Raw genomic sequence first — 13911 nt, 5'->3', positions numbered from 1 at the left:
TCAGCTGTGCAGAAGGAAGTGCTCGAAGACCTTGGTACCGAAGATCAACGACTCGACGGGTACCCGTTCGTCCACGCCGTGGAACAACGCCGCGAAGTCGAGCTCGGGCGGCAGCTTGAGCGGCGCGAAGCCGAAGCAGCGGATGCCCAGCTTGGCGAACGCCTTGGCGTCGGTGCCGCCGGACAGCATGTAGGGCACCGTGCGACCGTTCTCGTCGAACGCCAGTATCGCGTCGTTCATCGCGTCGACGAGGTGCCCGTCGAATGTGGTCTCGTACGGCTCCAGGTCGGTGATCCAGGACCGTTCGACGTGCGGACCGATGAGCGCGTCGACCTCGCGCTCGAACTGCGCCTTGCGTCCCGGCAGGACGCGGCAGTCGATGGTGGCGGAGGCCGTCTGCGGGATGACGTTGGCCTTGTACCCGGCCGAGAGCATCGTGGGGTTTGCCGTGTCGCGCAGTGTCGCGCCGACGATGCGGGCGATGCTGCCGAGCTTGGCGAGGGTGCCGTCGATGTCGGGCGACTCGGGGTCGAAGGCCAGGCCGGTCTCCGAGCTCACGGCGGCGAGGAACTCGGTCACCGAGTCCGTCATCACCAGCGGGAACTGGTGGTTACCCAGTGCTGCAACGGCTTCGGCGAGGTACGTCACGGCGTTGTCCTCGTGCAGGAACGATCCGTGACCGGCGCGAGCCTTGGCCGTCAGACGCATCCAGGCGAGCCCCTTCTCCGCCGTCTCGACGAGGTAGAGGCGACGCTCGTCGCCCTCGGGGGTGGACACCGTCAGCGAGAAGCCGCCGACCTCGCCGACGGCCTCGGTGACACCCTCGAACAGATCGGGTCGGTGCTCGACGAGCCAGTGCGACCCGTACCTGCCGCCGGCCTCCTCGTCGGCCAGGAACGCGAAGACCAGGTCGCGGGGCGGGACGGTGCCGGCCGACTTGAACTGTCGGGCCAGCGCCAGGGCCATGCCGACCATGTCCTTCATGTCGACGGCGCCGCGTCCCCACAGGTAGCCGTCCTCGACGGCACCCGAGAAGGGATGCACGCTCCAGTCGGCGGGCTCGGCCGGAACGACGTCGAGGTGGCCGTGCACGAGCAACGCGCCGCGTGAGCTGTCGGCGCCGGCCAGTCGGGCGAAGACGTTGCCGCGGCCGGGCGCACCCGACTCGACGTACTCGGTCTCGTACCCCACGGCCTCGAGCTGGCGCGCCACCCACTCGGCGCACTCCTTCTCGCCGGCGGTGGTCTCGAGCTCACCGGTGTTGGAGGTGTCGAAGCGGATCAGCGACGAGACGAGGTCGACCACCTCGTCCACGGCCACGGTCTGCTTCTCGGTCTGGTGGTCGTTCTCTCCTGTTGCGGACACAGCTCGTTCCTACCACTCCAGGTGCCTCGGCAGGTGCTCCGACGTGCGGTTTTGGTCCAGGGCGCGGTATCGGCTAGATTTAGCGACCGCACCGAGAACACGGGTGCGACGCGATCGTGAACTGTGTGTGACCAGCAGGGTGTGACGCGGGTTGTCCGAGTGGCGGAATGGCAGACGCGCTAGCTTGAGGTGCTAGTGTCCTATTAACGGACGTGGGGGTTCAAGTCCCCCCTCGGACACCGAAGACAGACCGACGAAAGCCCCGATTCCTCACGGAATCGGGGCTTTCGTCATGACACGGGAGCGTGGAGGCGGCGATGACGGAGCACAGCGTGACGGGCATCGACCCCGACGAACTCGCCGCGTGCCTGCGCGTGCTCGACCGCGCGGCGGCCCTGGACGACGATCACCCCGACGCCGTGACCGTGCAGCGTGCCACGGCCGGCATGTTCAAGGCCGCGAAGAAGCGTCGCCGCCTGGAGTCGCGCGCCCGCGTCGCCGACGCCGACCGCGCCGTCGTCGCCGCCACGGCGACCGGATCACCCGACCGCATCGACGACGAGACCGCCGGGCTGGCGCTGACGTCGGCCACCACCACCGAGACCGCGGGCACACTGCAGCGTGCACGTCCCTGCTACATCTGCAAGCAGCGGTACACGACGGTGGACGCGTTCTATCACCAGCTCTGCCCCGAGTGCGCCGCCCTGAACCACGCGAAGCGGGACGCCCGGACCGATCTCACCGGCCGCCGCGCCGTGCTCACCGGCGGGCGCGCGAAGATCGGCATGTACATCGCGTTGCGCCTGCTGCGCGACGGTGCTCACCTGACCATCACGACGCGCTTCCCCGCGGACGCGGTGCGCCGGTTCTCCTCGATGTCCGACAGCCACGACTGGATGCATCGGCTGTCCGTCGTCGGCATCGACCTGCGTGATCCCGCGCAGGTGGTCGCGTTCGCGGACTCCGTCGCGGCGGAGGGCCCGCTCGACATCCTGATCAACAACGCCGCTCAGACCGTCAAGCGGTCCGCCGGCTCGTACACCGCCCTCGAGGACGGTGAGCACGGCGTCGATCTGGCAGCGCTCGGGGTGCGCACGTTCGGCGCGACGAGCGATGCCCACCCGGCAGCGCTGGTGGGAGCGTTCGGCGAGACCGACGGCGACACCGTCGCTCTCGACACCGCCGTCATGGCGAACATGGGGCCGTCGCAGGTGACCTCCATGGCCCTCGTCGCCGGTTCGGCGTCCCTGCAGCGCATGGCTGCCGGAACGGCGATCGACGCGGGTGGGCTGGTACCCGACGAGGCGCCGACCAACAGCTGGGTGCACACCGTCGACCAGGTGGATCCCGTCGAGCTGCTCGAGGTGCAGCTGTGCAACTCGGTGGCGCCGTTCATCCTCGTCTCGCGCCTGCGCGCCGCCCTGGCGGCGTCGCCGCATCGCCGGTCCTACGTCGTCAACGTCTCCGCGATGGAGGGCCAGTTCGGCCGCGGCTACAAGGGAGCGGGTCATCCGCACACCAACATGGCCAAGGCCGCACTGAACATGCTGACGCGCACCAGTGCGAACGAGATGCTCGACGACGGCATCTCGATGAGCGCGGTGGACACCGGCTGGATCACCGACGAACGCCCGCACCCGACGAAGATCCGCCTCGCCGACGAGGGCTTCCACGCGCCCCTGGATCTGGTGGACGGCGCGGCTCGTGTCTACGACCCCATCGTCCAGGGTGAGCTCGGTGTCGATCTGCACGGGAAGTTCCTCAAGGACTACGCGGCCTCGCCCTGGTGACACCGCCGAACCCCCGTGTCGTGCGCCTGGCGGCCGCCCACGTGGTGCAATGTCGTGATGGGCGACGAGGTCGAGCAGCGCACGTTCAGCCGTAAGGACCGGCAGATGTTCCGGCACAAGGTGCAGGAGTGTCTGGACGCCCTGGCGGCGATGTTGGCGGACGACACCTTCCGGGTGGACGAGCCACGCCTGGGCATGGAGATCGAGCTCAACCTGGTGGACGAGTCGATGCAGCCGGCCATGGCCAACGCGGCCGTGCTCGAGGCGATCGCCGATCCGGACTTCCAGACCGAGCTGGGCCAGTTCAACATCGAGATCAACGTGGCCCCGGAACCGCTGGCGGGCGACCGGATGCGCATCCTGGAGAACGGATTACGCACCTCCCTGGACACCGCGGACGCCCGTGCTCGTGAGCAGGGATGCGCCCTGGCGATGATCGGGATGCTGCCCACGCTGGGCAAGGATCACTTCGCCCACCAGTGGTTGTCCAGCAATCCGCGATACGACCTGCTCAACCAACAGATCTTCGCGGCGCGCGGCGAGGACATCGAACTGTCGATCACCGGGGTCCCTCTGCCCGGCAGCCACGACATCGAGTCGTTGAACGAGATCTCCGACACGATCCTCCCCGAGGCCGCGTGCACCTCCGTGCAACTACACCTGCAGGTCTCGCCGACGGAGTTCCCCGCGCACTGGAACGCCGCGCAGGCGCTGGCGGGAGTGCAGGTGGCACTGGCCGCCAACTCCCCCTTCCTCGCCGGCAAGGCACTGTGGCACGAGACCCGGATCCCCCTGTTCGAACAGGCGACGGACACGCGCCCACAGGAACTCAAGAACCAGGGAGTACGACCCCGCGTGTGGTTCGGCGAGCGCTGGATCACGTCGATCTTCGATCTGTTCGAGGAGAACTCGCGGTATTTCCCCGCGCTGCTGCCGGTCGTGTCCGACGAGGATCCGATGGCCGAACTCGCGGCGGGCCGAGCGCCCGGCCTGACCGAGCTGAAGATGCACAACGGCACCGTCTACCGATGGAACCGTCCGATCTACGACACCTCGAACGGCGAGCAGCACATCCGCCTCGAGAACCGCGTTCTTCCCGCAGGGCCGACCGTGCTCGACGTCCTCGCCGACGCGGCGCTGTACTACGGCACCCTGCGGTCGCTCGTCGACGCGGACCGGCCGGTGTGGACGCAGATGTCGTTCGACGCCGCCGTGGAGAACCTGCACTCGGCGGCCCGCGGCGGGTTCGACTCGCGGCTCTACTGGCCGGAGGTCGGATGGATCTCGCCGCAGGAGCTGGTCCTGCGCCGACTGCTGCCCATGGCCGAGGCGGGTCTCGCGTCGTACGGCGTGGACACCGAGGTGCGCGACCGCTACCTCCGGGTCATCGAGGGTCGATGCCTGCGCCGTCAGTCCGGATCGGTGTGGCAACGCAATGCCGTCGTCGCACGCGAGCGTGCCGGGGAGTCGCGCGAGCGCGCCGTGGCGGGCATGTTGTCCGACTACCTGCAGCTCATGCACGAGGGCGAGGCCGTCCACACGTGGTCTTGGTGAGTGGTGGTGGGTCACAGGAGCGCTTGTAGGCTCGGGTGATGGCCGAGACTTCCGCACCTGACCCATCCGAACTCGACACTGCGTCCGATCTCGACACGGCAGGGGATCGCGAGTTGGACGTCGTCGTCTACGGCGCCACCGGTTTCGTGGGCGCGCTCACCGCCGAGTACCTGGCGAATCATGCCCCGCAGGGCACGTCGATCGCTCTCGCGGGCCGGTCCCGATCCAAGCTGGAGTCGACCCGTCGCGGTCTGCCGTCCCGCGCCGCCGACTGGCCACTGCTCGTCGCGGACGCGGACGACGAGGCCGCGCTCACCGACATCGCTTCTCGCACACAGGTCGTCATCACCACGGTCGGGCCGTACGCGAAGTTCGGACGCACGCTCGCGCACGTCTGCGCGGCGCAGGGCACGGACTACGTCGACCTCACCGGCGAAGTGCTGTTCGCTCGTCTCAGTGCCGACCAGAACCACGATCTCGCACACTCCACCGGCGCTCGGATCGTGCACTCCTGCGGCTTCGACTCGGTGCCGTCCGACATCGGCGTGCACGCGCTCTACTCCAAGGTCCACGAGGACGGAGCAGGCGACCTGACAGACACCACCCTCGTCGTGACGTCGATGAGCGGCGGAGTCAGCGGCGGCACCATCGACTCGCTGCGCGGCCAGATCGACGAGATCACGAAGGACCGCGCCGCGGCGAAGATGGCGGCGAGCCCCTACTCGCTCAGCCCCGACCGCTCGATCGAGCCGGATCTGGGACGCCAGAGCGACACCCCCATCGTCAAGGGCGCCGACATCCACCCCGATCTCAAGGGGTGGAAGGCACCGTTCGTGATGTCCTCGTACAACACTCGGGTCGTGCGCCGCACGAACGCGCTGCTCGGATACCCGTACGGCAAGAACTTCCGCTACAGCGAGGTCATGAGCGTCGGCTCGTCGCCCGCCTCCCCGGTGATCGCCGGTGCCGTGCTCGCCGGACTGGGCGCCTTCGTCGCGGGCATGGCCTTCAAGCCCACCCGTTTCCTCCTCGACAAGATCCTGCCCAAGCCGGGCGACGGTCCCAGCGAGAAGACCCGGCAGAAGGGGCATTTCACGATCGACGTCTACACCACCACCAGCACCGGTGACCGGTACGTCTCGCGCGTGAAGGCGAAGGGAGATCCCGGCTACGCGGCCACCGCCATGATGCTGGGCGAATCGGCACTGGCGCTCGCGCTCGACCGTGACGCACTCCCCTCCGTCGGCGGCGGCGTGCTCACCCCGGCCTCCGGAATCGGTGACGCGCTGATCCACCGACTCCGCGGCGCCGGCATGGAGATCTCCGCGCGCAAGGTATGACCGACCTGCTGCACCGGTACCAGGCCGACCTGGGTCTCGCTCAGGCCGCCGACATCACCGTGCGACCCGTGTCCGAGGGCGTGTTGTCGTCGACCCTGCCGGTGGCCGCGCTGGCCGTCGGTGCGGTCGCTGCACTCGGTTCCGCGGTCGACCGGTTCCGCGTCGCCTCGGGGCTTACCGCGCCGTCACCGCACGTGGTGGTCGGTGATCGGGTCGCGGCGTCGTTCGCGGGAGACAGACTGTTGCGCATCGACGGGCGGCCGGTCGCAGGGTTCGCCGCCCTGTCCGGCTTCTTCCGCACCGCGGACGGGTGGGTGCGCACCCACGCCAACTACCCGCACCACCGGGCGCGACTGCTCTCGCTCCTCGAGCTCGCCGACGACTCCGACCACACCGCCGTCGCGGCGGCTCTCCTCCGCCGCGAGGCTCTGGACGTGGAGGAGCGTGCAGCAGAACTCGGCGCGCTCGTCGTGGCGGTGCGGACCCCGGACGAGTGGTTCGGCTCGGCGCCCGGCCGTTTCACACGTTCCGGCCCCATCGTCTCGTCCACCGTGCGTCCCGACGGTCTGCCGTCGCTTCCCGAACCACCGACCGACCCGATGCGACCGCTGGCCGGGGTGCGCGTACTGGATCTCACGCGGGTCATCGCCGGCCCGGTCGCCACGCGCGATCTGGCCCTCCTCGGTGCATCGGTACTGCGGGTCGACTCCCCACTGCTGCCGGAGATCGAAGCCCAGCACCTCGACACCGGCGCCGGCAAGTACTCGACTCTCCTGGACGTGCTCGTCGACGACGACGACGAGCGACTGACGGCGCTGATGTCGTCGGTGGACGTGGTGGTCGGCGGCTACCGGCCGGGCTCCTACATCGACGACCACCTCCGAGCGCACCGGCCGAGCGGAGCGATCATCGGGACGGTGAGTGCGTGGGGCGGCCGGGGGCCGTGGGCACGGCGGCGCGGATTCGACAGCCTGGCGCAGGCAGCGTCCGGCATCGCGAACATGTGCGGCGGGAAGGCCGGAGGCCGGTCGGATGACGGCGGGAAGGCCGGAGGCCGGTCGGATGACGGCGGGAAGGCCGGAGGCCGGTCGGATGACGGCGGGACGACCGGGGTTCCGGGGGCGCTGCCGGTGCAGGCGCTCGACCACGCGTCCGGCCACCTGCTGGCGGCGGGGATCGTCGACGCTCTGACCCAGCGCCTCGACGGTGGCATCGGTAGGACGGTGTCGGTCTCGTTGGCACGCACTGCCGCCTGGCTGCTCGATGCCGACGGCAGGGTCGACACTCCGGCCGACCCCGTGCTGCCGACGGACGAGCACACCGTCCTCCACGACGACGTGCGCACGGCCCGACCGGCGCTCGCGGAGTACGACGATCACCCCTTCCCGGCCCGCCCGTGGGGATGCGACGAGCCGCGCTTCCCGTCCTGACAGGATGGCGGCATGACCGACGTCGACTCCCCCGCCCGCACTCGACTCCTCGTCGACGTCGACACCGGAATCGACGATTCCCTCGCTCTGGTCTATCTGGCTGCGAGTCCGGAGGCCGAGATCGTGGCCGTGTGCTGCACGGCGGGCAACGTGCCCACCGCGCAGGTGACACGGAACACGCTGTCCTGGTTGGAGATCTGTGGTCTGACCGACGTGGAGGTGGCCGTCGGCGTCGACGCACCGCTGGTCGCCCCGCTGATGACGACGGAGGACACGCACGGTCCGCTGGGAGTGGGCTACGCGAATCTGCCGGCGCCCACCATGACCGTCTCCGACCGGACGGCGGCGCAGGCGTGGGTGGACCTGGCGCGCGAGAACCCGGGCGAGCTGGTCGGGCTGGTGACCGGTCCGATGACGAATCTGGCTCTGGCACTGCGGCTCGAGCCCGCACTACCCGTGCTGCTGAAGCGTCTGGTGATCATGGGCGGCAGCATCGATCACCCGGGGAACACGACGCCCACCTCCGAATGGAACGTGGCGGTCGACCCGGAAGCTGCGAAGGAGGTGTTCGACGCCTTCGACGCGGTGCCCTCGGGCCGGGAGCCGATCGTGTGCGCCCTGGGCCTGACGGAACGGATCGAGATGCATCCGTCGCACGTGGCACGTCTGGCAGAGATCGCCGGATCCGTTCCGATGGAGCACCTCTCGATCGACGAGGTGGGAGCACGCTCGACGGCGTCGGTGCCCGTCGTGCGGTACCTGACGGACGCGGTGCGGTTCTACATGGAGTTCCACCACGCGCAGGGTGAGGGATACCTGGCGCACATGCACGACCCGTTCGCGGCGGCCGTCGCACTGCACCCGGAGATCGCCGAGTACGCCCTGGCCACCGTCGACGTCGAACTCGTCGGGACCCTCACGCGGGGAACGACGGTGGCCGACCGGCGCGGGTTCTGGGGACGTCGCCCCAATGCCGCGATCGCCGTGTCGACCGATCCGGACGCCTTCTTCGATCACCTGCTCGCGACGGTCGGGGCGTTCGCCGCCGGGAACTGAGTTCAGCCGTCGAAGGCGGTCAGGATCTCCTGCGCACCCAGTGCGGCCGTGAGCGATCCGTCGGCCACGCGCCTCTCCACGTCGGCGCGGACGGCGGTCACCGCGGGACTCGACGACAGTCGGCGCATCAGCTGGTCCTGCACCATGGTCCACACCCACTGGACCTGCTGGTCGCGGCGGCGGGCGTCGAAGTCGCCTGCCGCGGTGAGGACGTCGCGGTGGCGGCACACAGTGTCCCAGAACTCCGTGAGTCCGGTCTCCTCGATCGCGCTCATCGTCAGCACGGGCGGCGTCCACAGGGCGTCGTGCGGGTAGATCAGTCGGAGCGCTCCGGCGAGTTCGCGCGCGGCACCCTTGGCGTCGCGGAGATGGTTCCCGTCGGCCTTGTTGACGGCGACCACGTCGGCGAGTTCGAGGACACCCTTCTTGATGCCCTGCAGCTGATCTCCCGTGCGCGCGAGCGTCAGGAAGCAGAAGGTGTCCACCATGCCCGCGACCGTGATCTCGGACTGCCCGACCCCGACGGTCTCCACCAGCACGACGTCGTAGCCGGCCGCCTCGAGCAGCACGATCGTCTCGCGGGTCGCCTTCGCGACACCGCCGAGGGTTCCCGACGTCGGGGACGGCCGGATGTACGCCTCGGGCGCGACCGTGAGCCGTGCCATCCGTGTCTTGTCCCCGAGGATGGAGCCCCCGGTACGGGTCGACGACGGATCCACCGCGAGAACCGCGACGCGGTGGCCCTTCTCGATGAGCGTCATGCCCAGGGCATCGATGAACGTCGACTTGCCGACTCCCGGTACGCCCGTGATGCCCACCCGATGCGACCCCCCGGCGTGCGGAAGGAGCTCGAGCAGCATCTGTTGGGCGAGGTCGCGATGGTCGTCGCGGGTGGACTCGACGAGGGTGATGGCACGCGCCAGCCCGGCACGCTCACCGGCCCGCACCGAGGCCACGAGCGCGTCGAGATCGATCGCCGGACGCGTGGGACGTGCTGCGGTCGCGTCGGACATGCTCAGGCGTTCGCTCCTGCGTCCGAGACGGCCGCGCCGTGACCCAGGCTCTCCGCGAGCTGGCCGATGAGATCGACCGCGGCGTCGGCGATCACCGTGCCGGGCGGGAAGATCGCGGCCGCCCCGGCCTCACGCAGCGCGTCGAAGTCGCCCGGCGGGATGACGCCGCCGACCACGACCATGATGTCGGACCGGCCGACGGCGGCGAGTGCTTCCCGCAGCGCCGGAACCAGCGTCAGGTGACCGGCGGCGAGCGACGACACCCCGATGACGTGGACGTCGTTGTCGGCGGCCTGGTTCGCCACCTCCTCGGGGGTCTGGAACAGGGGGCCGACATCGACGTCGAAGCCGATGTCGGCGAACGCCGTCGCGATGACCTTCTGCCCGCGATCGTGTCCGTCCTGCCCCATCTTCGCCACCAGGATGCGGGGTCGGCGGCCCTCCGCCTTCGCGAACGCCGTCGCCAGCTCGCCTGCATGCACCATGTTCGTGGCCTTCCCCGCCTCGTCCCGGTAGACACCGCTGATCGTGCGGATCTCGGCGCGGTGCCGTCCGTAGACCTTCTCGAGAGCGTCGGAGATCTCGCCCACCGTCGCCATGGCCCGCGCCGCGTCGACGGCGAGGGCGAGCAGGTTGTTCTCCATCCCGCCGTCGGTGGACGCGGCCGCCGCGGTGAGGGCGGACAGCGCCGCCTCGACGCGGCCGGGGTCGCGCTCCTCGCGCAGCCGCTCGAGCTTCTCGATCTGCTCGGTGCGCACCCGCGAGTTCTCGACCTTGAGCACCTCGATGGCGTCGGGCTCGTCGGGAACGTACTTGTTGACACCCACCAGCGGCTGCCGACCGGAGTCGATGCGCGCCTGCGTCCGCGCCGCCGCCTCCTCGATGCGGAGCTTCGGGATGCCCTCACCGATGGCCTTGGCCATTCCACCGGCCTCCTCGACCTCGGCGATGTGCGCGCGGGCCCGATCGGCGAGCTGGTGGGTCAGCCACTCCACGTAGTACGAGCCGCCCCACGGATCGATGGGCCGCGTCGTGCCGGACTCCTGCTGCAGCAGCAGCTGGGTGTTGCGGGCGATCCGGGCGGAGAAGTCGGTGGGCAGCGCGAGTGCTTCGTCGAGCGCGTTGGTGTGCAGTGACTGCGTGTGTCCCTGCGTCGCCGCCATCGCCTCGATACACGTGCGGGAGACGTTGTTGAAGACGTCCTGCGCCGTCAGCGACCAGCCGGACGTCTGCGAGTGTGTGCGCAGCGACAGCGATTTCGCGCTGGACGGGTCGAACTTCTGCACCAGCTCCGCCCACAGCAACCGGCCTGCGCGCAGCTTGGCGACCTCCATGAAGAAGTTCATGCCGATGGCCCAGAAGAAGGACAGCCGCGGGGCGAACGTGTCGATGTCCATGCCCGCGGCCAGCCCGGCGCGGATGTACTCCACCCCGTCGGCGAGGGTGTACGCGAGCTCCAGATCGGCCGTCGCGCCGGCTTCCTGGATGTGGTAGCCGGAGATGGAGATCGAGTTGAACTTCGGCATGTGCGTCGAGGTGTACGCGAAGATGTCGGAGATGATCCGCATCGACGGCTCGGGCGGATAGATGTAGGTGTTGCGCACCATGAACTCTTTGAGGATGTCGTTCTGGATGGTGCCGGCGAGCTTCTCGGGTCCGACGCCCTGCTCCTCCGCCGCGACGACGTACAGCGCCAGGATCGGCAGCACGGCGCCGTTCATGGTCATCGACACCGACACCGACCCCAGGTCGATCCCGTCGAAGAGTTGGCGCATGTCGTAGATCGAGTCGATCGCGACACCCGCCATGCCGACATCGCCCTGCACGCGCGGGTGGTCACTGTCGTAGCCGCGGTGCGTCGCGAGGTCGAACGCGACCGACAGCCCCTTCTGACCGGCAGCGAGGTTGCGACGGTAGAACGCGTTGGACTCCGACGCCGTCGAGAATCCCGCGTACTGACGAATCGTCCACGGCTGGTTGACGTACATCGTCGGGTACGGACCGCGCAGGAACGGAGCCGTGCCCGGGTAGGAGTCGAGCGGGTACCCGGCCTCGGCCGCCTCCGCCCGGTCGGCGCCGGTGTACAGGGGTCGGACGTCGATGCCCTCGGGGGTGGACCACACCACCTGCTCGGGCGAGTAGCCGTGAGCCGCCGCGGCCGCCTCGACGTGGGCGCGCGCATCGTCGGCCGCCGGCGCTGCCGCGTCCGCACCGCGGGGGTCGACGAGCGGAACGTCCGCGAAACTGCCCACGGGGCCCATGTCACCAGCGTCGTCGGTCATGCGGTGTGTCCTTCCGTACGAGCCTCGCCGGTGAGTGCATCGAGAAGAGCACTCAGTTCGGCGACGGCATCGATGGTGAGCGTGAGATGTCCGTCCGGGGTCTGTTCCGGCGACGCGTCCGCGAAGGCCGAGGCACCGCCGGCGACGAGCACCGTCCGCACCCCCGCCGACCGCAGAGCGGCGACGGCGTCCGGTCCCTCGGCTGCGTACCGCTTGTCGGTGCCGCACAGCACGGCGATCGGCGAGGCGGTCTCGCGTGCCACCGCGGCGAGATCGGCTCCCGCACCGGGGTTCACCGCCTCGATCCCGCCCGACGCCATGAGGTTCGCCGCGAACGTGGTGCGTCCGTTGTGTTCCGCGACGCTGCCCAACGGCGCCAGCAGCACCACCAGGCGACTGCCCTTGTCCGCCAGCACCGCGTCGCTGCGATCACGCAGCGCCTCGAACTCGGCGGCGTACCGCGTCGCGGGACGTCCGGCGACGGTGCCGTTCCCCGAGGCCGCGGGCGACGGCTCCTGCAGGTTCGGGAACTCGTTGACACCGGTGACCGCGGTGCGGCGGTGGGCGATGTCGCTCGCACGGGCAGCTCGGGTCTCGTCGACCCGGCGCGCGATCTCACCGGACTCCAGCGCGGCGCGGTAACCGCCGGCGGCCTCGACCGCCTGCAGAACCGACCACGCCGAGTCCGCGAGCGCGTCGGTGAGCGACTCGACGTACCAGGAACCACCGGCCGGATCGACCACCCGCCCCAGGTGGGACTCCTCGAGCAGGAGCAGCTGGGTGTTGCGCGCGATCCGTGCGGCGAAGGTCTGCGAGACGTCCGCGGCGCCGCCGGGAATCGCGGCGTCGAACGGCAGGACGGTCACCGCGTCGGCTCCGCCCACACCGGCGCCGAACGCGGCCAGCGTCGTGCGCAGCATGTTCACCCAGGGATCGCGCTGCGTCATCATCGCCGCCGAGGTGACGGCGTGCTGTGGGGCCCCGCCGTGCTCCGGCGCCCCGAGCACCTCGGCCACCCGGGCCCAGACCCGCCGGGCCGCACGGAACTTGGCGATGGTCTCGAACTGCTCATCGGTGGCCGCGAGCCGGAACTCCACCTGTCCCAATGCCTCGACAGGGGACAGTCCCGCCGCCGTGAGCGCGCGCAGATACTCGAGTCCGGCCGCGACGGTCAGACCGACCTCCTGCGCGTCTGCCGACCCGGCAGCGTGGAACACGGTGCCGTCCAACGTGATCGCGCGCACCCGCTCGGTGCGCGCCACTGCCCGCACCGCGAGATCGATCGCGTCCTGCTCGCTCGCACCCGGGAGGTCGGCGAATCGATCGGTCAGCGGTGACGCCCCCAGTCGGACGTCGGCGGCGGCACCGCGCTCGTCCAGGAGCGCGAACAGCGCGTCGGCCACCGCTGTGACGTCCGCACCCGCGTCCAGTGGCAGGGGCGCGAGGTCGAGCAGGACCCCGTCGAGTGCGCGGGCCAGGCCCTCGGCGCCCACGGACGCCGTGTCGAGCCACAGGGCGCTCGTGCCGTTCTGCAGCGCGTCGAGGAGCTGGTCGTTGAGCGTTGCCGCGTCCGAGTCCGCACCGGCGGGACGGCCGAACCGACCGGCGACCAGCCACCCGACGTTGACGTCGCGATGCGCGTCCGTGCCGCGCGTGAAGGGGAAGGTGCCGGGCAGCGGAGCCTCGGCAGTCTCGTCCAGCGGCCCGTACAGGGGCCGCACCGTGACCCCGTCGTACGTGGTCACCTCGAGCAGCGTCTCCGGATGCTCGGGGAGCTCCGAGACGTCCACCCGACGAGCCTTGGCCAGCACCCCGGCCACGCCGCGGCGCCAGGTCGCGAAACCCTCCTCGGCGCTGCTCACCGGTACGGCCGCGCCGACGTCCTCGGCAGCGACGGAATCCGGTGTCCCGGTGTGTGACGTGGCCATGTGTCCCTTTCGCGCCAGCGGATGCTGTGATGTTAACCGCACTCCGGGCACGCTATCCCGAGTCCCATCACAGTGGCCTGAGACAAACTTCACACTAGTAGGGCGTCCGAGCATCGGTCCTCCTAGTGACCGTTCCGACCGCGTCGACGAGCA

9 protein-coding genes and 1 tRNA gene are annotated in these 13911 nt (G+C 69.9%); 6 read left to right on the top strand and 4 right to left on the bottom strand.

Annotation, left to right across the window (positions count from 1 at the left end):
• Window positions 1–1365 carry a M20/M25/M40 family metallo-hydrolase gene (locus QE397_RS09280; RefSeq protein ID WP_081821196.1) on the bottom strand — a complete coding sequence of 455 codons (1365 nt, stop codon included), beginning with the start codon at window positions 1363–1365 and terminating at the stop codon, window positions 1–3.
• A gap of 153 nt (window positions 1366–1518) precedes the next feature.
• Here QE397_RS09280 and QE397_RS09275 point away from each other — a divergent pair.
• The 6 genes from QE397_RS09275 (at window position 1519) to QE397_RS09250 (ending at window position 8535) form a co-directional block, all read left to right on the top strand.
• A tRNA-Leu gene (locus tag QE397_RS09275) sits at window positions 1519–1604 on the top strand.
• Window positions 1605–1682: 78 nt separating this feature from the next.
• Entirely contained in the window at window positions 1683–3155 is a 1473-nt protein-coding gene (locus QE397_RS09270; RefSeq protein WP_307092967.1) for an SDR family NAD(P)-dependent oxidoreductase, read from the top strand.
• A 57-nt stretch (window positions 3156–3212) separates the two neighbouring features.
• The gene (locus tag QE397_RS09265) at window positions 3213–4709 is read left to right on the top strand and encodes a glutamate-cysteine ligase family protein (protein ID WP_027505325.1); all 1497 of its coding nucleotides are present in this window, start codon (window positions 3213–3215) and stop codon (window positions 4707–4709) included.
• Window positions 4710–4747: 38 nt separating this feature from the next.
• Window positions 4748–6049 (top strand): trans-acting enoyl reductase family protein, encoded by a 1302-nt coding sequence (locus QE397_RS09260; protein ID WP_222648994.1) that lies wholly within the window; start codon window positions 4748–4750, stop codon window positions 6047–6049.
• Complete coding sequence (locus QE397_RS09255) at window positions 6046–7479, top strand: CoA transferase (RefSeq protein ID WP_307092965.1); 1434 nt, start codon at window positions 6046–6048, stop codon at window positions 7477–7479. The genes QE397_RS09260 and QE397_RS09255 overlap by 4 nt, the downstream gene beginning before the upstream one ends.
• Before the next feature lie 12 nt (window positions 7480–7491).
• Window positions 7492–8535: a nucleoside hydrolase gene (locus QE397_RS09250; RefSeq protein WP_307092962.1), complete on the top strand. Its 1044-nt coding sequence runs from the start codon at window positions 7492–7494 to the stop codon at window positions 8533–8535.
• A 2-nt stretch (window positions 8536–8537) separates the two neighbouring features.
• Here QE397_RS09250 and meaB read toward each other — a convergent pair whose 3' ends face one another.
• From meaB to QE397_RS09235, 3 genes are read right to left on the bottom strand one after another with little or no spacing between them, the layout of a single operon-like run.
• Entirely contained in the window at window positions 8538–9548 is a 1011-nt protein-coding gene (gene meaB / locus QE397_RS09245; RefSeq protein WP_027505321.1) for a methylmalonyl Co-A mutase-associated GTPase MeaB, read from the bottom strand.
• 2 nt (window positions 9549–9550) lie between these two features.
• Window positions 9551–11830, bottom strand: a complete 2280-nt coding sequence (gene scpA / locus QE397_RS09240) for a methylmalonyl-CoA mutase (protein WP_235578919.1) — start codon at window positions 11828–11830, stop codon at window positions 9551–9553.
• Entirely contained in the window at window positions 11827–13758 is a 1932-nt protein-coding gene (locus QE397_RS09235) for a methylmalonyl-CoA mutase family protein (RefSeq protein ID WP_307092959.1), read from the bottom strand. The genes scpA and QE397_RS09235 overlap by 4 nt, the downstream gene beginning before the upstream one ends.
• Window positions 13759–13911 lie beyond the last annotated feature (153 nt).

It is taken from the genome of Rhodococcus sp. SORGH_AS_0301 (assembly GCF_030818285.1).
Classification (GTDB): domain Bacteria; phylum Actinomycetota; class Actinomycetes; order Mycobacteriales; family Mycobacteriaceae; genus Rhodococcoides.
The sequence above is the reverse complement of the archived record's forward strand: the minus strand, read 5'-3'. Positions and strand labels throughout refer to the sequence as shown.